We start from the raw sequence: 18,967 nt of genomic DNA, 5'->3' as shown, positions 1-18,967 counted from the left end.
CAACCCCGTCGGCATCGTGACGCGGGCCCTGCTGGACGCGGGTCACCGGGCGATCGGGCTGTGCAACGTGGCGATCGGCTTCCAGCGGCGGTTCGCCAGGCACCTGGGCGTCGAGCCCGAGCGGGTCCAGCTCGGGCACGTCGGGCTCAACCACCTGACCTGGGAGCGCTCGGTCCTCGTGGACGGCGTCGACGTGCTGCCGGAACTGCTGGCCGAACACGAGCAGGAGATCGCCGACGACATCGGGCTGCCCATGGAGCTGCTGCGCCGCCTCCGCACCGTGCCGTCGTACTACCTGCGTTACTTTTACGCCCACGACGTGGTCGTGGAGGAGCAGCGGGCCAAGCCGTCGCGGGCGGCCGAGGTCGCGGCGATGGAGGAGGAACTGCTCAAGCTGTACGCCGACCCGTCGGTGAACACCAAGCCGGAGCTGCTCGGCAAGCGGGGCGGCGCGTTCTACTCCGAGGCGGCGGTCGCGCTGATCGCCTCCCTGCTGGGCGACCGGGGCGACACCCAGGTCGTCAACGTGCGCAACGGCGGCACCCTGCCGTTCCTCGGCGCGGACGCGGTGATCGAGGTCCCGGCCAGGATCACCGCCTCGGGCGCGGAACCGCTGCCCGTCGCCTCGCTGGAGCCGCTGTACGCGGGACTGGTCGCGCACGTGTCCGCGTACGAGGAACTGGCCCTGGACGCGGCGCTGCACGGCGGCGCGGACCGGGTGCGTGACGCGCTGCTCGCCCACCCGCTGATCGGCCAGGAGCATCTGTCGGCCGAGCTGACCGGGCTGCTGCTGGAGGCGAACGGCGGGTACCTGTCGTGGTGATCATCGCGGTCGACGGCGGCAACAGCAAGACGGACGTCGTGGTGCTCGACCCGGGCGGTACGGTGCTGGCCAGAGGGTCGGCCGGGGCGTTCCTGCCGCAGAGCCAGGGCGTGGCGGCGGCCGTGGACGTCGTGGAGGAGGCGATCCGGCAGGCGCTGGGCCCGGACGCGGCCCCGCCGTACGCGGACCTGCTGACCGCCTACCTGGCGGGGGCGGACCTGCCGGTCGAGGAGGAGGCGCTGGCGGCCGAGTTCCGCGCGCGCGGGACGGCGGGCGAGGTCGTCGTCGCCAACGACAGCTTCGCGCTGCTGCGTTCGGGCGCGTCCGGGCCGAGCGGCGTCGCGGTGGTGTGCGGCGCCGGCATCAACGCGGTGGGCGTGTCGCCGGCGGGCGAGGTCGCGCGCTTCCCGTCGCTGGGCAAGCTCAGCGGCGATTGGGGAGGCGGCGGCGGCCTGTCCGAGGAGGCGCTGTGGCACGCCGTCCGGGGCGAGGACGGCCGGGGCGCGCCGACCGCGCTGACCCCGGCGATCGCCGCGCACTTCGGCACGCGGACGGTCGAGGAGGCGGTGATCGGCCTGCACGTCGGGCGGATCCCCGCCGAACGGCTCACGCGGTTCGCGCCGGCCGTGTTCGAGGCGGCCGAGGCGGGGGACGGGATCGCCCTCGGTCTGGTGACCCGGCTGGCCGACGAGGTCATGGTCATGGCGGAGGTGTGCCTGCGCCGCCTCGGGCTGCTGCGGACGCCGACCGAGGTGGTGCTCGGCGGGGGAGTGCTGCGCGCGCGGATCCCGCTGCTGTCGAGGATGCTCGACGAGCGGTTCGGGGAGCGGGCGCCGCTGGCCAAGCAGGTGATCCCGCGGCAGCCGCCGATCGTCGGCGCGGCGCTGAACGCGCTGGACCGCGTGGGTGCTGGTGAGGCCGCCGAGGCGCGGCTGCGGGCCTCCTTCTGACGGATGGTTGACGTGCCCGAGGGCGTGAACCTATAGTCAGCCGCTAACCGTCTGGAAAGTATCCGGACGGTTAGCGGTAAGGAGCCACCCATGTCCACGACCCCCAGCCGACGTGAGGTTCTTCGACGGATCGGACTCACCGCCCTCGCGGCGGGCCCCGGCGCCGGGCTGCTCAGCGCGTGCGCCACCAGCCGATCCGCCGGTCCCGTCGCGGCGTCCCCGGCCGCGCCCACGTCGGCGGCCAACCCCCTCGGGGTGGACGCGGCCAGGCCGCTCGAAGTGGTGATCTTCAGCGGCGGCAACGGCGACGGGTACGCCACCGATCTGCACGAGGCCCTCTACAGCAAGGCGTACCCCAAGGCCAAGATCAACCACGTGCCGACGCAGAAGGTCGGCACCCAGCTCCGCCCGCGGTTCATCAGCGGCGACGCGCCCGACGTGGTCAACAACTCCGGCCCCGAGGCGCTCGACCTGCAGTCGCTGGTCGCCGAAGGGCACCTGGCCGACCTGACGCCGCTGTTCGAGGCGCCCTCGCTCGCCGACCCGGCCAAGAAGGTCCGTGACACGCTCGTCGGCGGGGTGTACGAGAACTCCCTGATCGACGGCGTGCCCCGGGTGCTGCAGTACACGGTCGCCCACCGCGCGCTCTGGTACAACGCCAAGCTGTTCGACAAGCGCGGCTGGCAGGTGCCCCGGACCTGGGCCGAGTTCAACGCCCTGGGCGAGGAGGCGAAGAAGGCCGGGATCGCGCTGTTCGCCTACCCGGGCCAGGTCGGCCCCTTCTATCAGCTGTGGAACCTCGTCTACAGCGCCGCCAAGATCGGCGGCAACAAGGTGATCATCGACATCGACAACCTGGCCGACGGCGCCTGGCAGGCCGAGCCCGTCCGGCAGGCGGTCGCCGCCTGGGCCCAGGTCCAGCGCGACTTCGGCGACAAGGCGTACTTCGGCCTCGACCACACCCAGACGCAGGTCAGGCACCTGAAGGACGAGGTGCTGTTCTACCCGTGCGGCTCCTGGCTGGAGAACGAGATGGCCAAGGACCGGCCCGAGTCGTTCGAGTACGCGATCGCGCCGGTGCCCAGCATCACCGCCGCCGACGCCATGCCGTACGAGGCGATCATGGTCGGCGTGAGCGAGGCGTTCTTCGTGGCCGCCAAGGGCGCGAACCCGCAGGGCGGCCTGGAGTACCTGCGCATGATGCTGTCGCGGGAGGGCGCGCGCGGCTACACCGAGATGACCAAGAACCTCACCGTCGTCAACGGCGTCGTCGACGGCCTGGAGCTGACCTCGGCGGTGCGCAGCGCGGCCAAGGCCCAGGAGGCGGCCGGCACGGACATCATCACCGACATCCGCTTCGAGGGCTGGTACAAGGAGCTGTTCGACCACGGCCAGGTCCAGACGAACTCGGTGATGTCCGGGCGCATCACGCCCGAGGAGTTCTGCGCGAACATGCAGAAGAAGGCCGACGCGCTCAAGGCCGACTCGGCGATCGCCAAGCAGTCCAGGAGCGTCTGAGCCGTGCGGCGGCACGGCTTCGTCGCGGGCTTCCTCCTCCTGCCCGTGGCGCTCTACCTGGTCTTCGTGATCAGCCCGTACGCGCAGGCGTTCCAGATCGCGCTGACCGACTGGCGCGGGGTGTCGGCGAACCTGAACTTCGTCGGGCTGGACAACTTCGAGCGGATGTTCGGCGACGACACCTTCTGGCAGGCCGTCCGCAACCACGCGGTGCTCCTGGTCACGCTGCCGGTGCTGACGATCGCGCTGGGCCTGGCCTTCGCCTACCTGCTCAGCGACTCGGCGGGCACGCCCGGGGCGCGGGTCTACCGGGTGATCTTCTTCCTGCCGCAGGTGCTGGCGGTGGCCGTGGTCGGCGTGCTGTTCAAGGCCGTCTACCGGCCGGACGCCAGCGGCGTGATCAACGGCGGGCTGGCCAGGCTCGGGATCGAGCCGGTCGGCTGGCTGACGGACCAGAACCTGGCGCTGTGGTCGATCATCGCGGTGATGGTGTGGCAGGCGGTCGGGTTCTACGTGGTGCTGTTCTCGGCCGGCATGGCGGCCATTCCCCGCGAGGTGTTCGAGGCGGCCGCGCTGGACGGCGCGGGGCGGCTGCGCACGTTCTTCTCCATCACGCTGCCGCTGGTGTGGGACACCGTCCAGGTCGCCTGGGTCTATCTGGGGATCGCCGCGTTCGACGCCTTCGCGCTGGTCAACGTGCTGTCGATGGAGCAGGGCGGGCCGGACGGGGCGACGAGCGTGCTGGCCACCGAAATCTACAAGAACGCCTTCGGCTACTCGCGGTTCGGGTACGCCTCGGCGCTGGGTGTGGCGCTGTTCTTCCTGACGCTCACGTTCGCCGCGCTGACGATGCGGGTCACCCGCCGCGAAAAGGTCGTGTACTGAAATGTTGCGAAAAATCCGCATCCACCAGGTCGGCATCCAGCTCGTCCTGGCGCTCTGGGCGCTGCTCATCGTCGCCCCGCTGCTGTGGACCCTGCTGGCCTCGTTCAAGAGCAACGCCGAGATCTTCGGCGACGCCCTGCAACTGCCGGGCGAGCTGCGCTGGGACAACTGGGCGCGGGCCTGGGAACGTGCCAACGTCGGCCGCTACCTGCTCAACACCGTCATCGTGGTCTTCTTCGGCGTGGCCGGCACCATGCTGCTCAGCTCCATGGCCGCCTACGTGCTGGCGCGCTACCGCTTCCCCGGCAACCGGCTGGTGTACTACCTGTTCGTCTCCGGCATGGCCTTCCCCGTCTTCCTGGCGCTGGTCCCGCTGTTCTTCGTGGTCGACGGGCTCGGGCTGCTCAACACGCACCTCGGCCTGGTCCTGGTGTACGTCGCGTACTCGCTGCCGTTCACCGTGTTCTTCCTGACGTCGTTCTTCCGGGCGCTGCCGGACGCGGTCGCGGAGGCGGCCATGATCGACGGCGCCTCCCACACGCGCACGTTCTTCCAGGTGATGCTGCCCATGGCCAAGCCCGCCCTGGTCAGCCTGACCATCTTCAACGTGCTCGGCCAGTGGAACCAGTATCTGATCCCGCTGGTGCTGCTGCCGGGGGACAAGGACCTGTGGGTCATCACCCAGGGCATCGCCGACATCTCGACCATCGCCGGCTACGAAGCCGACTGGCCCGGGCTGTTCGCGGCGCTGAGCATGACCGTGCTCCCCGTGGTGCTGATCTATATCGTCTTCCAGCGACACATCCAGTCCGGGCTGACATCAGGAGCGCTGAAGTAGGCATGTCCACGGGAAACCCCACCGTCTTCCGCACACTCAACGAACGCACCGCGCTCACCCTGCTCCTGGAGCACGGCGCGCTGACCCGCGCCGAACTGGAGACGCACACCGGCCTGTCGAAGGCGTCGGCCGCCGAGGTGCTGCGCAGGCTGGAGAACAGCGGGCTGGCCAGGAAAGCCGGCCACAAGCCGGGCAACGCCGGGCCCGCCGCGCAGATGTGGGCGCTGGACGGCTCGGCCGCCCGGGTGGCGGGCGTCGACCTCACGACGCGGTCGATCGAGGTGTCCGTCGCCGACCTGACCGGCCGCGTCCTGGGCGGCCACCGCACCGAGGCGACCGGCGACGCGCGGCTGCTGCTGGAGGAGACGCTGGCCGCGGCCGGCTTCCGGCTGGACGAGCTCGACCAGGTCGTGGTGGGGGTCCCGGGCATCGTCGAGGCCGAGGGGCGGCGGCTGCGCCAGGCCGTCCAGCTCGCCGGCTGGACCGGGCTCGACGACCTGCCCGGCCACGTGCGCCTGGAGAACGACGTCAACCTCGTCGCCATCCGCGAGCAGCAGGAGCACCAGGACGACAGCTTCGTGCTGTTCTGGGTGGGCGCCGGCGTCGGCGCCGGGGCGGTGCTGGACGGCACCGTCTGGCGCGGCGTCACCGGGCGCGGCGGCGAGGTCGGCTCCGTCATCGTGCCCGACCCGGTCAGCAAGGGCCGCGTCTACGGCCACGACGGCGGCCCGCTGGGCGCGCTGCTCGGCGCCGAACCGCTGGCCGCGCTCGCCGCCGCGCACGGGGTGACGGCCGAGCCGACCCTCGACGGCGCCGGCCGGGCGCTGCGCGAGGCCGATCCGCGGTTCCTGTCCGACGTGGCCGCCCGGGTCGCGCTCGGTGTGAGCGCCGCCATCGGCGTGCTCGACCCCGGCCTGGTGGTGCTGGCCGGCCCGCTGTGCATCGCGGGCGGCGAACCGCTCCGGGCCCTGGTCGCCGGCCGCCTGGCCGAAACCCCCCTGGTGCCCGTCACCGTCGCGCTGAGCGCCGTCGACGGCAACGCCGTCCTCGACGGCGCGCTGTGCTACGCCCTGGACCTGACCCGCGAGCGGGTCTTCCAAGCCGGTACGGCAGGCCGTACCGGCGAATCCCATCCCTAAGGAAAACGCTGATGTTGAGAACCCTCGTGATCGCCGCTCACCCCGACGAGCCCGAGATCTACGCGGGCGGCACCGCCGCGCTGCTGGCACGGGCCGGGCACGCGGTGAAGTTCCTGACGCTCACCAACGGTGACGCCGGGCACCACGAGATGGAACGCGGCCCGCTGGCCCGCCGCCGCGCGGAGGAGGCGTTCCGGGCGGCCGACGCGCTCGGCGTGATCGACTACGAGATCTTCCACGACGTGCACGACGGCATGCTGGAGCCGAGCCTGGAGATGCGGCTGCGCGTGCTGGCGCAGGTGCGCGGCTGGCGGCCGGACCTGGTGATCGCCCTGCACGCCGACGGGAGCGGCCATCCGGACAACCGGGCGGCCGGGCTGCTGGCCGAGCAGGCCGTCGAGTTCGCGATGACGCGCAACCTGGAGGTGGGCAAGCCGCCCCTGACGCGGATGCCGGTGTGCCTGCTGATGACCGACTACGCCTCGGCCCCGGTGCACCGGGCGGACGTGGTGGTGGACGTGGCCCCGGTGCTGACGGCCAAGCTGGACGCGTGCCTGGCCCATGCCTCGCAGTTCCTGGAGTTCGCGCCGTGGCAGCGGGGCTTCCTCGACAAGGCGCCGGAGCGGGGTGACGCCGAGGCGGGCCGGGCCTTCGTCCGCGAGCACTGGGCGGAGTTCGTCGGCCCGGAGACCTTCCAGCTCGCCGGCTACGGCAGGCAGGCAGGCCAGGACGAGATCGCGCGCCTCCTCGCCGGCGAGCGCTGACCCCACCGGCTGCGACGACGGCGGCCGGGCGGTCCGTGCCCGGCCGCCTCCGGCCGGCTAGCCGCGGGTGACCAGGGCCGCGATGTTCTCCAGGCGGACGATCTCCCCGCCCGCGCCCCAGTTGCCCTCGGGGATCTCGTTGATGTGCACCCAGGCGGAGGTGGCCCGGCCGAACCGCTCAGGCTCCGGGTCGGCGTCCGCCAGCACCCGTGTGACGCGCTGGACGATGTCGAGGCGCTTGTCGTCGGTGAGCGAGCCGGCCGGGACCCCGACGCGCACCACGTAGCGCGGCTTCTCCCCGGCGGGCAGCTCGCGCCCGCCGATGAACCAGGCGTCGACCTCGTTCACCACGAGCCAGGAGATGGACCGGGCGACCTCGTTGTCGGGGGCGCCCTCGGCGATCATCACCTCGGACACCAGCCGCCCTCCGATCTTCTCGCGGCGCTCCTGGTCGAGCGAGCCCTTGGGGACGAACAGCTCCACGAACGGCATGGGTAAGTCCTTTCATTGAACTCTCTGTCGCCCGCAATGTAACGGCAGTGAGTTCAATCAAGCAACCCACTATGCTGGGGGGCATGCAACGGACCAGCTTCGCGGAGATGCACTGCTCGATCGGGCAGTCCCTGGAACGGGTCGGCGAATGGTGGACGCCGCTGATTTTGCGGGACATCCACCTCGGCCTGCACCGGTTCGACGACATCGCCGAGAACCTCGGCGTCTCGCGCAACCTGCTCACCCGGCGGCTGGAGGCCCTGATCGCCGACGGCATCGTGGAGCGCCGCGCCTACCAGGAGCGCCCGCCGCGCCACGCCTACCACCTCACCGAGGCCGGGCGCGAGCTCGTGCCCGTGCTGATGGCGCTGATGGCCTGGGGCGACAAGTGGGCGACCCCGGCGGGCGGCCCGCCGGTGCTGCTGGAGCACGACGCGTGCGGCGCCCGGTTCACGCCCCGGGTCTGCTGCTCGGAGTGCGGGCAGCCGGTGACGGCCACCGACGTGACGGCCCTGCCGGGCCCGGGCGCCGCCTCCGGCCCCGGCACCCGGGTGCTGGCCCGCCGCAGCGGCCTCGCGCCGGAAGAATCATGACCCTCAAGATCTTCATATTTCGGGATCTCCATGCTTATGCTCTGGGCAGTCCCGGAAGTGATCAACCTGGAGGCGCTCATGAAGAAGATGACCATTCGCCGGAAGAGTGACCTTCGCCTGCTGGCCGGCGCCCGCCGGATCTGGTTCGAGTGGTGCTGGTAGCAGCCACCCCGGCGGGCGTCCCCGGGCGCCCGCCCCTGCCCGGACCGGCCTAGGGAGACCAGCACACCGGTGAGCACGGAGCCGCACCGCTACGACTGCCATCGCGCTCACGGGCCGTACGCCGGGGTCGCGCGGTTCCTCGCCCGGATCGCTGGGGAGCATCCCAAGCTCGCCGCGCGGCACGAGGTCGAGCTGCACGCCATCGCCCCGTGGCTCGGCCGCGCCGCCCGCCCGGCAGCGGAGGAGGAGCCGATCAGGTTCCACCCGGCCCGCCGCACCGCCTTCCTGGCGTACGGGGCGGCCGAGCTCGTGGCGGCCTGGGCCGGCGCCCTCCGGCAACCGGTCACCGTACGCTTCGACCACGTGGCCGGCGCCGACGAGACCACCGCCGAGCTCCTGGCCGCGCTGGCCCACAGGGACGTCCCGGCGCTGCGCCTGGACCTGCGCGACGGCGGCGACCCGCCACCCGTCACGGACCCGGCGCCGGACGCGTTGCGCACCGCCCTGGGCGACAGCCTGGCGCGCGGCTTCTACCACCACGCGGCGCGCGTCGCCCGGCGCGGCCGTGGGCTCGTGAGCCCGGGGGGCGACCTGCGGCACTGGTGGTCGTTCACCACCGGCCTGGCCACCGCGCTGGCCGCCCTGGACCGGGCCGCCGAGGCCCTGGAGCTCTACGACGAGGCGCGGGCGGCGACCGGCGACACCAGGATCCTCATGTCGGCCGCGTACTCCACGGCCATGCTCCACGCCCGGCACCTGCCCGGCGCCGCCCAGGACCCGCAGCGGGCACTCCACTGGCTGGAGCGGGCGCTAAGCCTCGCCGCGGCCCTGGACGACCCGCGCGAGCGGGTCGTCTCCACCGTCTTCTACGAGCAGGGCGTGGCGCTCCTGCACGCCAAGGCCGGCGAGCCCGCCCGCGCGCTGCGCCTGGTCGACGACGGCCTGGCCAGGCTGTCAGCCGTGCTCGCCCCCGGCGAGCTGCCGCAGCACACGGCCCGGCTGCTGCACAACCGGGCCCAGGTGCACCTCGCCCTGCGCGACCCGGCCCGCGCCCTGGCCGACCTCGACACCGTGATCGAACAGGACCCCGGCAACTGCGAGTACTACGCCGACCGGGCCGCCCTGCACCGCGCCGCCGGCCGCGCCCGGGCCGCGATCAAGGACTACGACGCCGCGATCCGCCTCGGCCCGCACCTGCCGGAGGCGTACTACAACCGGGCCGTGCTCGAACAGGAACGCGGCCGCCTCGACCGGGCGCGCGACGACCTCCAGCGGGCGCTCGCCGTCGCCCCCGGCCACCTCGACGCCCGGATCGCCCTGGTCAACCTCCAACTGGAGACCGGCCTGCCGGACGCGGCCGAGGAAGGCGCGCGCGCCGGGCTGGAGCTGGCCCCGCACGAGCCCGCGCTGCTGTGCACGCTCGGGCTCATCCGCTCGGAGCGCGGCAGCCACGACGAGGCCGACGCCCTGCTCACCCGCGCCCTGGAGGGCGACCCGGACCTCGTCGAAGCCTGGACGAACCGGGCGGCCGTCCGCTTCGAACGCGGGGACGCGGCGGCCGCCGTGGCCGACCTGGACCGGGCCGTGGCGCTGTCGGCTGCGCCGGTGCCGCGCTACAACCGCGGCATGGCGCTCATGCGGCTCGGCCGCTGGGACGAGGCCGCCCGCGACTTCACCGACGCGCTGTCCCAGCCCGGTCTGGACCGCGGGCTGCGCGGCGACCTGCGTGCGGAGCTGGCCCGCTGCCGCCGCGAGGCGGCCCGCTGACCGGCCCTGGACACTCTTGATGAAACCGTTGACATGATCGGTTCCCTCGGAGAACATCCAGGGAGAATTCGTACCCAGCTTGATCAACAGCGCGGGCGCCACGGGGTTCCGAGCCCCGCCGCGCGGCTTCCCGGACGATCGCCGGGCACTCTCGCGCTCCTCGAAAAGCCGCATGCACGTCCACAGAAGGCCGACCGTTCACCCACCCCCGAGAACTCCATCAAGCCGATGTCGAGGAGCATACGGTGCAGAGCGAGAGGGACGGTTCCGCACGCCTGGCCATCAACGGCGGCGACCCGGTACGGCACGACCCCTGGCCGACGTACGACAAGGGGGCAGTCTTCGTTCACCGCGAGGACGAGGAAGCCGCGCTCCGCGCGATCCGCAGCCATCTGTACTTCCGCTACGACTACCGACCCCAGCAAGAGACCGAGTGCGGCCGATTAGAGGCCGAGCTGTCGCGCTACTTCGGCACCAGGCACGCCCTGGCCGTCTCCAGTGGCACCACCGCGATCGCGCTGTCCATCATGGCGGCCGGCATCCCGCCCGGCTCGCTCATCGCCTGCCCAGGCTTCACGTTCGTCGCCACCCCGAGCGCCATCGTGCTGGCCGGCTGCACGCCGTTCCTCGTCGAGGTGGACGAGGACCTGCACCTCGACCTCGACGACCTGCGCGCCCGCTGGAACCCGGAGATCAAGGCGATCCTCGTGGTGCACATGCGGGGCTTCGCCGCCGACATGGCGGCCGTGACCGCGTTCGCCGCCGAGAAGGGCGTGCCGGTGTTCGAGGACGCCGTGCCCGCCCTCGGCGCCGAGCTGGACGGGCGCAAGCTCGGCACGTTCGGCCTGGCCGGCGGGTTCAGCACCCAGTCCGACAAGTCGCTCAACTGCGGCGAGGGCGGCTTCCTCGTCACCGACGACAGCGAGCTGTTCGCCCGCGCCGTCGTGCTGTCCGGCGCGTACGAGGGCCGGCTGAAGCGGCACTTCCCCGGCGGCGACCCGCCCATCGACACCGACCTGGACCTGCCGCTGCTCAGCTTCCGCATGGACGAGATCCGCGCGGCGCTGCTGCGCTCGGAGCTGGACCGGCTGCCGCTGCGCCTGAAGTGCTTCCACGACAACTACACCTACGTGTCGGAGGCGCTCAAGGACGTGCCGGGGATCGCCGTGCGCCGGCCGGTCGCGCCCGGCGCGTTCCTGGGCGAGGCGTTCATCTTCCGGGTGCCCGGCGGCGACGCCGGCTGGTTCGCCGACGCGCTGTGCCATGAGGGCGTCGGCGCGCGCAACCTCGGCTCCGACCGCGACACCAACGTGCGCGTCTTCTGGAACTGGCGCTTCCTGTTCCGCGGCCAGGACGTGGCCTCGATCCAGGCGCTGCTGCCCCGCACCACCCGCTACCTGCGGGAGGCCGTGGACGTGCCGCTGTCGTCGTCGCTCTCGGTGGAGGACTGCGACCACCTGATCGAGGCCGTGCGCAAGGTGGCGGGCTCGTGAGGCCACGCGCCCTCGCCGGCATCTTCGGCGGCCTGTTCGCCGGTTACGTGGGCCTGGCCGCCGCGATCCCGGTGCTGCCGAGCTTCGTCACCGACAGGTACGGCTCCACCGGATTCACCGTCGGCGTCGTCGTCATGGCGACCGCGCTGACGGCGCTGCTGGTCAGGCCGGTGGCGGGACACCTGGCCGACAGGTACGGGCACCGCCGCGTCATGCAGGCCGGGGCGCTGATCGTGGCCGTGGGCGGCGCGCTCTACTACGCCCCGATCGGCGTCGCGGGCCTGGTCGCCGACCGCCTGCTGCTCGGCGTCGGCGAGGCCGCGCTGTTCACCGCCGGGGCCGTCTGGACGGTCTCGCTCGCGCCGCACAACCGGCGCGGCCAGCTTGTCGGCCTGTACGGCGTCAGCATGTGGGGCGGCATCGCGGCCGGGACGTTCCTCGGCGCCGCGCTGTCGAGCCACGGCTACGGGACGGTGTGGGCGTTCAGCATCGGCATGGGGGTGATCGCGCTCGCCCTGGTGAGCTCGGCGCCCGCCCCCGCCCGGCCCGACCGGGCGAGCGGCGGCGGCCTGCTGCTGCGGCCCGCGCTGCTGCCCGGCACCGCCCTGGCGCTGGCCGCCGCCGGGTACGCGGGCCTGGCCGCCTTCGTGGTGCTGCACCTCCAGGCGCGCGGCATCGGCTCCGGCGTGGCCGTGCTCAGCGGGTTCAGCCTGGTCTACGCGGGCACCCGGCTGGTCATCGGCCACCTGCCCGACCGGGTGGGCCCGCGCCGGATGGTGATCTGGTGCGGCGCGGGCGAGGCCGCCGGGCTGGTGATCATCGCGGTGGCGCCGAACCTGCCGCTGGCCGTGCTCGGCGGCGTGGTGATGGGCGTCGGCTTCTCCCTGCTGCACCCGTCGCTCGCCCTCATGGTCATGAACCGCACCGACCCGGCCAAACAGGGCGCCGCGCTCGGCGCGTACACGTCCTTCTGGGACCTCGGGCTGGCCGTGTGGGGGCCGCTCATCGGCGTGGTCGCGGGCGGGCTCGGCTACCCGGCCGTCTTCCTGGTGGGCGCGGCCTGCGCCGTGGCGGCCGTCGGCGTGGGCCTGTGCGTACGCCGGCCCGTCACGCTGCCCGCGGCCACGAGCTGAAGGAGAGAGCGTGGACACGATCAAGGTCCTCTGCGTCACCGGCTGGTGCCGCAACGGCAGCACCATCATCGGCAACGTCCTCAACGAGATCCCCGGCTTCTTCCACGTCGGCGAGCTGCACTTCCTCTGGAAGAACGGCGCCGGCCTGGGCGTGAACAACCTGTGCGGCTGCGGCAGCGCGCTCACCGAGTGCCCGATCTGGTCGCGGATCCTGCCGCTCGGCAACCCCGGCGGGCTCCCACTGGCCGACTTCGCCGCCACCGTGATCCGCCGCCAGCGCGCCTGCGTGCGCACCCGGCACACCTGGCGGGTGCTCGGCCGGGGGCTCGACGGCGACGACATCAGGGCCCACGCCGACCTGATGACCCGCACCTACCACGCCGTCGCCGAGCGCACCGGCTCGCGCGTCATCGTCGACACCACCAAGATCCCAGGCGAGGCGGCGCTGCTGCCGTACCTGGACGGCATCACCCCCTACTACGTGCACCTCGTGCGCGACCCGCGCGCCGTCGCGCACTCCTGGAGACAGCCCAAGCAGTACGTCTACGCCATGTCCTCCTGGATGAGCACCGCCTACTGGCACGGGTTCAACCTGGCCTCCCACGCCATCACCCGCCGCTTCCCGCAGCGCTCGCTCTTCCTGCGCTACGAGGACTTCACCACCGACCCGGAGGCGACGATCGACGCCCTCGTCCGGCACTGCGACGCCGGCCCCGCCCCCAACCCGGTACGCGACCGCACGGTCGAGCTGCACACCAACCACACCGTCACCGGCAACCCCGACCGCTTCCGCACCGGCGCCACCGTGATCCGCGACCGCGACGACACCTGGAAGGACACCCTCACCCGGCCCGCCAGGCTCGCCGCCGTCACGCTCGCCACCCCGCTCTTCAGCCGCTACGGCTACAGCTACGGCGGCACGCTGGCAGGCGGGGCCCGGCCGAAGGAGAACCATGGATCTCGGGCTTGACGGCAAGGTCGCGCTCGTCGCCGGCGGCTCCAGCGGCCTCGGCCTGGCCACCGCCGCGGAGCTCGCCCGCGAGGGGGCGCACGTCGCGATCGGCGCCCGCGACCGGCCCCGGCTGGAGTCGGCCGCCCGCGAGATCGAGCGGGTGGCGCGCGGGCGCGTCCACGCCACCGGCGTCGACATCACCGACAGGCAGGCCGCCCGCCGGTGGGTCGGCACGGTCGCCGCCGAGCTTGGCGCCCTCCACGTCGTGGTCGTCAGCGGCGGCAGCCCGCCCATCGGCCCCGCCTCCGGGTTCGAGGTGGAGGACTACCAGGCGGCCGTGGACAAGGTGCTGATGCCCGCGGTCAACCTGACGCTGGCCGCGCTGCCGCACCTGAAGACCGCCGGGTGGGGGCGGCTCGTCTACGTGGCCTCCGAGACGGCCACCACGCCGATCCCGCCGCTGGCGCTCTCGGGCGTGACCAGGGCCGCGCTGCTGCGCTTCGCCCAGGCGCTGGCCTCGGACGTCGGCCGCGACGGGATCACCGTCAACGTGATCGCGCCCGGTCACGCCCGCACCCCGCCCATCGAGCGGATGGCCGCGAGCCTCGGCGGCGACGTGGAGGAACAGCTCGCCCGCATGGGCCACCACAGCGCCCTGGGCCGGATGGCCCGCCCCGAGGAGGTCGCCGCCGTGGCCGCCTTCCTGGCGAGCGAGCGCGCCTCCTTCGTCACCGGCGCCGTGCACGCCGTCGACGGCGGCGCCGCCGTCACCGGACCCGACCTGCCGCACCTCACCCGAACGCGCAAGGACACCAACACCTGAAGGAGCCCCAGGGATGTCGACCACCTACACCGAGCAGGACGTCGGCGACTTCTTCGACCGGACCACGCAGACCTATCTGAGCTTCTGGGACAGCGAAGGCGTCCTGCACACCGGCTACTTCGCCGGCGAGGACGACGAGGACTACCGGGCGGCGGCCGAGCGCACCTCCGAGCTCATGGCGGCCGAGGCGGGCATCGACGGCTCGTCGCACGTGCTGGACGTCGGCTGCGGCTGCGGCAACTTCCTCATCCACCTGGCCACCCGCCACGGCTGCCGGGGCGAGGGGCTGGACCTGAGCCTGGAACGGGTCAGGTTCGCCAGGCAGCTCGCCGACCCCGCCCTGGGCATCGAGTTCCGGCACGGCTCCGCCACCGCCATGCCGTACGAGGACGGCACGTTCAGCCACGTGGTCAGCCAGGACGCGCTCTTCCTGGTGCCCGACAAGCCGCGCAGCCATGCCGAGATCTTCCGCGTGCTGCGGCCCGGCGGCGTGTTCGCCTTCTCCGACTTCCTCCAGCCGAAGAAGGAGATCGGCGAACGGGCCCGCAGGCACGTCTACGACCGGGTCAGGTGGAGCAGCGGCTACTCGCTGGTGGAGTACCAGGCCGAGCTGGAGCGCAGCGGGTTCGAGATCCTGCTGGCCCGCAACCTGGAGAGCCACATCAGGCAGACCTACCGCGTGCTGGGCACGACCGCCCGCGAGCGCGCGCGGACCACCGAGGACCCCGCGGCCAGGGACTGGATGCTCGCCTTCGCCGAGTCGTGCGGCGAGATCCAGGTCGCCATCGACCAGGGCGAGTTCGGCTGGGGAGTGTTCGTCGCCCGCAAGCCTCACCGGAGGACGTCATGAAGCAGGAGATCAAGCGCACGATGGCCGAGGTCGTCGCCCAGCGCAAGCAGGAGATGTCACCCGGCCGCAGGTTCGCCGAGGCGTGCGCCGACAAGGGGCTGGAGGCGGCCGTCGAGTACGACGTGACCATCACCGACTCGCTGACCAGCTCGCGGCGCAAGCCCCGCTACCCGGCCCGCAACATGCTCAAGGTCGTCGACCTGTCGAGGGACCCGCGCCGCTACTACTGGCACGAGAGCCCGCCCGCCCCCGGCGACCCCGAGGTGTTCGAGGCCGACGTGCGCCGGGAGGCGGCCAGCCGCTTCCACCGCTCCGAGGTGCCCGAGCTGCTCCCCACGACCGCCTGGGTCCAGGTGCCGCCCGGCCTGTGGGAGGACCAGGAGACGTTCGAGTCGTTCGTCAACTACCGGCTGATCGTCCGCCTCGCCACGGCCGAGAACAACACGATCATCCGCGGCCCCGGCGGCCTGCTGAACCTGCCGGGGATCGCCCGCATGACGTCGAAGGGGCCGTTCGCCTCGACGATCCTGGCCGCGTGCAACGAGGTCGAGCAGATGGGCGGCACCGCCGACGGCCTCATCATCAACCCCGTCGACTACTACACGTTCATGGGCGAGGGCAGCCTGATGGACGACGTCGAGCGCAACGGCGTCTTCATCGTCAGGACCCGGCTGGTCGAGCCGGGCACGGCCGTCGTCGGCGACTTCGGGCACGGCGCCCTGCTGTTCGACGCCGGACGCTCGGTGATCCGCTTCGCCGAGCCGCCGCCCGGCACGTTCGCCGAGCCCGGCATCGCGCTCATGGCGGAGATCTACGAACGCGTGGTGATCAACCTGCCGACCAACTTCTTCGTCGTGAGCCTGTAGATGCCGGACGTGCTGGTCGTCGGCGGCGGTGTCGCCGGCCTGTTCTGCGCCTACTACCTGCGCAGGGCCGGCGCCACCGTGACCGTGGTCGAGCGCGGGCCGATCGGCGGCCCGCAGTCGTGCTCGCACGGCAACACCGGATTCGTCGGCACGCAGGGCGCCGCCCCCCTGGCCGAGCCCGGCGTGCCCGCCCTGGGGTTGCGCTGGCTGCTCGACCCGCGCAGCCCGTTCTTCATCAGGCCACGCCCCGACCCGGCGCTGATCGCCTGGCTGTGGCGCTTCCGCCGCCGCTGCACCGAGCAGGCGGCCGGGGAGGCGTTCCGCGTCCTGCTCGACATGAAACAGCGCAGCCTCGCCATCCTGCGCGAGCTGTGCGGCGACGACACGCTCACCGCCCGGGGCATGGTGATCGCCTTCCGGACGCCGCAGGGGTTCGACCGGGCCCGCCGCACGGTCTCCCGGGCGAACGCGTCCGGGGTGCCGCTGCGCGTGCTCGAACCCGGCGAGCTGAGCACGCTCGAACCCGGCGTCGAGTTCGACATCAGCGGCGCGCTCTACAACGAGGAGGGCGCCTACCTGCGGGTGCCCGAGTTCGTCACCGAGCTGGCCGCGACGCTGGCCGGCATGGGCGTCGAGCTGCTGGAGGACACCGACGTGCTGGACCTCGAGGTCGCGGGCCGCCGCGTCCGGCAGGTGCGCACCTCGCGCGGCGACCTGCGGCCCGGCACCGTCGTCATCGCCGCCGGCGCGTGGTCCGCGGCCCTCGCCCGCAAGGCGGGGCTGAAGCTCATGCTGCAGCCCGCCAAGGGCTACTCCGTCACGCTCAAGAGCCCCGGCGGCGCCCCCCGCCGGCCGGTCCTGCTCAGCGAGGGCAAGGTCGCCATCACCCCGCTCGGCGACCGCCTGCGCCTGGGCGGCACCCTCGAACTGTCCGGCATGGACACCACGATCTCGCGCCGCCGGGTGGACGGCATCCTGCGGACCGTGCGCGACCACCTGCCCGCCCTCGACACCACCGCGACACCGCAGACCTGGAGCGGCCTGCGTCCCTGCACCCCCGACAGCCTCCCGTACATCGGGCGGGCCGAGCCGTACGAGAACCTGGCGCTGGCCTGCGGGCACGGGCACATCGGGCTCGGCCTCGCGCCCGTCGGCGGCAAGCTGCTCGCCCAGCTCCTGTCCGGCGAGACCCCCGACCTCGACCCCGCCCCCTTCCGCTACGGCAGGAGGTTCCCGTGAAGCCGATCGGCGTGCTCTGCCTGGAGACCACGTTCACCAAGATCCCCGGACACATCCGCAACCCCGCCACGTTCGGCTTCCCGGTGATCTACGAGGTCGTCGAGGGCGCGACGCCGGAACGGGTGGTCACCCAGGCCGACCCCCGGCTGCTCGACCCGTTCGTCGAGGCGGCGCGCAACCTGGAGGCGCGCGGCGCCGCCGCCGTCACCGGCGCCTGCGGCTTCCTCGTGCTCTTCCAGGAACGGCTCGCCGCGGCGGTCGGCGTGCCGCTGTTCTCCTCCAGCCTGATCCAGCTCCCGATGATCCACCGCATGCTCATGCCGCACCAGAAGGTCGGCCTGCTCGTCGCCAAGGAACCCGCGCTCACCGGCCGCCACCTGGCCGCGATCGGCGGCGAGCACGTGCCGGTGTGCGTGACCGGGATGTCCGAGCAGCCCGAGTTCCGCGAGGTGATGCTGGAGGGGCGGCGCGACGCCCTCGACGCCGACCGCCTGGAACGCGAGGTGCTCGGCCAGGTGCGGCGGCTCGCCAAGGACAACCCCGACATGGGGGCGCTGCTCATCGAGTGCACCGACCTGGTGCCGTTCGCGCACGCGATCCAGGCCGAGACGGGGCTGCCGGTCTTCGACATCGTCACGCTCACCACCATGGTCCACGCCACCCTCGACCGCCGCCCCTACCGATGAGGCATGAACGGGCGAGACCACCGCCTCTACCGGTTAGGCATAAACGGGCGGGCCGGAAAGTTGTGCACGTGCGTGAACGTTGACCACGATCTCCGGCTCGGCCTGCACCCGCTCCTCGCGGACCGGTTCAGCCCGTCCGCGTTCGACCCGGCGGGCGTCGTCGGCGACGAGACGCTCGCGCTGCTGCTGGAGGCCGCGCGGTGGGCGCCCTCGGCGGGCAACTCCCAGCCCTGGGCGTTCCTCCCGGTCCGCCCCGGCGAGCCGGACCACGCGCGGGTCACCCGGTTCCTCGCCCCCAGCTCGGCGCGGTGGGCCCCGGCCGCCGGGCTGTTGATCGTGAACCTGGCCCGCCGCCACGTGGACGACACCGACCTGGTCTACTCGGAGTTCGCCGACTACGACCTCGGCCAGGCCGTGGCCCACCTGACCGTGCAGGCCCAGGCGATGGGCCTCACCTGTCACCAGTTCCGCGCCTTCGACAAGGACGGCCTGACGGCCGAGCTGCGCCCGAACCCCGGCTGGACCGTCCTGACGATGACCGCCGTCGGCGTCCCGGCCGACCGGGGGCAGCCCGTACGGAGGCGGCGCAGCGTCGCCGAACTCCGCTCCGCCCCCTGGAGCGACGGCCCCTGCAGCGACGGCCCCTGACCGCCGCGCCGGGCAGCCGGGCCGCCACACCGGGCTGCCGGGCCGGGCCGGCCGAAAACCTGGTGCCCGCCGCCGGTCCGCTGGTGTGTGATCGGCGGCATGACGATCGAGCTGGGCGAGCCTGGGACCGGCGGGCTGGACGGGATCGCGGCCGCGCTGCGCGCGTGGCAGCACGAGGGCGCGCCGATGCAGTTGCATCCAGGTGATCTGGGCTGGTTTTGGCGGTCCGGCGCGGAGGCGACGGCCGCGGCCGTCCGGACGTGGAGCCGCGGCGGGCGGATCCTCGCCGTCGGCCTGCTGGACCATCCCCGGCTGCTGCGGCTCGCCGTCGCGCCGGACGCCCGGC

20 protein-coding genes and 1 pseudogene are annotated in these 18,967 nt (G+C 72.8%); 20 read left to right on the top strand and 1 reads right to left on the bottom strand.

The genetic code is table 11. The features are described 5' to 3' along the window. The 7 genes from KME80_RS45770 to KME80_RS45740 all read left to right on the top strand — a co-directional run. On the top strand, window positions 1-823 hold an 823-nt coding region (locus tag KME80_RS45770; RefSeq protein ID WP_219518098.1), incomplete at its 5' end, for a family 4 glycosyl hydrolase. Next, complete coding sequence (locus tag KME80_RS45765; protein WP_219518097.1) at window positions 817-1,773, top strand: N-acetylglucosamine kinase; 957 nt, start codon at window positions 817-819, stop codon at window positions 1,771-1,773. The genes KME80_RS45770 and KME80_RS45765, both read left to right, overlap by 7 nt. Before the next feature lie 90 nt (window positions 1,774-1,863). Continuing rightward, a complete protein-coding gene (gene ngcE, locus KME80_RS45760; protein ID WP_219518096.1) occupies window positions 1,864-3,291 on the top strand; it encodes an N-acetylglucosamine/diacetylchitobiose ABC transporter substrate-binding protein in 1,428 nt (475 codons plus the stop codon). Between the two features lie 3 nt (window positions 3,292-3,294). Further along, window positions 3,295-4,176 carry a carbohydrate ABC transporter permease gene (locus tag KME80_RS45755; RefSeq protein WP_219518095.1) on the top strand — a complete coding sequence of 294 codons (882 nt, stop codon included), beginning with the start codon at window positions 3,295-3,297 and terminating at the stop codon, window positions 4,174-4,176. Window position 4,177: 1 nt separating this feature from the next. Continuing rightward, window positions 4,178-5,014, top strand: a complete 837-nt coding sequence (locus KME80_RS45750) for a carbohydrate ABC transporter permease (RefSeq protein WP_219518094.1) — start codon at window positions 4,178-4,180, stop codon at window positions 5,012-5,014. Between the two features lie 2 nt (window positions 5,015-5,016). Beyond that, a complete protein-coding gene (locus tag KME80_RS45745; protein WP_219518093.1) occupies window positions 5,017-6,153 on the top strand; it encodes an ROK family transcriptional regulator in 1,137 nt (378 codons plus the stop codon). An 11-nt stretch (window positions 6,154-6,164) separates the two neighbouring features. After that, entirely contained in the window at window positions 6,165-6,917 is a 753-nt protein-coding gene (locus KME80_RS45740) for a PIG-L deacetylase family protein (protein ID WP_219518091.1), read from the top strand. A 57-nt stretch (window positions 6,918-6,974) separates the two neighbouring features. Here KME80_RS45740 and KME80_RS45735 read toward each other — a convergent pair whose 3' ends face one another. Further along, on the bottom strand, window positions 6,975-7,409 hold the full coding sequence (locus tag KME80_RS45735) for a tautomerase family protein (RefSeq protein WP_219518089.1): 435 nt from the start codon (window positions 7,407-7,409) through the stop codon (window positions 6,975-6,977). Between the two features lie 83 nt (window positions 7,410-7,492). On the opposite strand from KME80_RS45735, the gene KME80_RS45730 reads away from it, so the two are divergent. From KME80_RS45730 to KME80_RS45675, 13 genes and pseudogenes are all read left to right on the top strand, one after another. Then, window positions 7,493-8,002, top strand: coding sequence for a winged helix-turn-helix transcriptional regulator (locus KME80_RS45730; protein WP_219518087.1), 510 nt, complete (start codon window positions 7,493-7,495; stop codon window positions 8,000-8,002). A gap of 36 nt (window positions 8,003-8,038) precedes the next feature. Further along, entirely contained in the window at window positions 8,039-8,164 is a 126-nt protein-coding gene (locus KME80_RS52380) for a hypothetical protein (protein WP_281427500.1), read from the top strand. Window positions 8,165-8,233: 69 nt separating this feature from the next. Next, window positions 8,234-9,931 carry a tetratricopeptide repeat protein gene (locus tag KME80_RS53060; protein ID WP_219518085.1) on the top strand — a complete coding sequence of 566 codons (1,698 nt, stop codon included), beginning with the start codon at window positions 8,234-8,236 and terminating at the stop codon, window positions 9,929-9,931. A gap of 245 nt (window positions 9,932-10,176) precedes the next feature. Further along, the gene (locus KME80_RS45720) at window positions 10,177-11,424 is read left to right on the top strand and encodes a DegT/DnrJ/EryC1/StrS family aminotransferase (protein WP_308126208.1); all 1,248 of its coding nucleotides are present in this window, start codon (window positions 10,177-10,179) and stop codon (window positions 11,422-11,424) included. Beyond that, entirely contained in the window at window positions 11,421-12,557 is a 1,137-nt protein-coding gene (locus tag KME80_RS45715; protein WP_308126207.1) for an MFS transporter, read from the top strand. The genes KME80_RS45720 and KME80_RS45715 overlap by 4 nt, the downstream gene beginning before the upstream one ends. A 10-nt stretch (window positions 12,558-12,567) precedes the next feature. Then, window positions 12,568-13,527 carry a sulfotransferase gene (locus KME80_RS53055; RefSeq protein WP_219518083.1) on the top strand — a complete coding sequence of 320 codons (960 nt, stop codon included), beginning with the start codon at window positions 12,568-12,570 and terminating at the stop codon, window positions 13,525-13,527. Then, window positions 13,511-14,332, top strand: coding sequence for an SDR family NAD(P)-dependent oxidoreductase (locus tag KME80_RS45705; protein WP_219518081.1), 822 nt, complete (start codon window positions 13,511-13,513; stop codon window positions 14,330-14,332). Before KME80_RS53055 ends, KME80_RS45705 begins: the two co-directional genes overlap by 17 nt. Window positions 14,333-14,345: 13 nt before the next feature. Beyond that, window positions 14,346-15,182 (top strand): class I SAM-dependent methyltransferase, encoded by an 837-nt coding sequence (locus KME80_RS45700; RefSeq protein WP_219518079.1) that lies wholly within the window; start codon window positions 14,346-14,348, stop codon window positions 15,180-15,182. Further along, the gene (locus KME80_RS45695; RefSeq protein ID WP_219518076.1) at window positions 15,179-16,048 is read left to right on the top strand and encodes a family 3 encapsulin nanocompartment shell protein; all 870 of its coding nucleotides are present in this window, start codon (window positions 15,179-15,181) and stop codon (window positions 16,046-16,048) included. The genes KME80_RS45700 and KME80_RS45695 overlap by 4 nt, the downstream gene beginning before the upstream one ends. Beyond that, the gene (locus tag KME80_RS45690) at window positions 16,049-17,287 is read left to right on the top strand and encodes an FAD-dependent oxidoreductase (protein WP_219518074.1); all 1,239 of its coding nucleotides are present in this window, start codon (window positions 16,049-16,051) and stop codon (window positions 17,285-17,287) included. After that, window positions 17,284-17,973 (top strand): aspartate/glutamate racemase family protein, encoded by a 690-nt coding sequence (locus KME80_RS45685; protein ID WP_219518072.1) that lies wholly within the window; start codon window positions 17,284-17,286, stop codon window positions 17,971-17,973. The genes KME80_RS45690 and KME80_RS45685 overlap by 4 nt, the downstream gene beginning before the upstream one ends. 72 nt (window positions 17,974-18,045) lie before the next feature. Beyond that, window positions 18,046-18,621: a nitroreductase family protein gene (locus tag KME80_RS45680; RefSeq protein WP_219518070.1), complete on the top strand. Its 576-nt coding sequence runs from the start codon at window positions 18,046-18,048 to the stop codon at window positions 18,619-18,621. A gap of 99 nt (window positions 18,622-18,720) precedes the next feature. Further along, window positions 18,721-18,967: pseudogene (locus KME80_RS45675) on the top strand (GNAT family N-acetyltransferase); the annotation flags it as partial.

Origin of the sequence: Nonomuraea ceibae, from assembly GCF_019396325.1 — a bacterium.
Lineage (GTDB): Bacteria > Actinomycetota > Actinomycetes > Streptosporangiales > Streptosporangiaceae > Nonomuraea > Nonomuraea ceibae.
The sequence above is the reverse complement of the archived record's forward strand: the minus strand, read 5'-3'. Positions and strand labels throughout refer to the sequence as shown.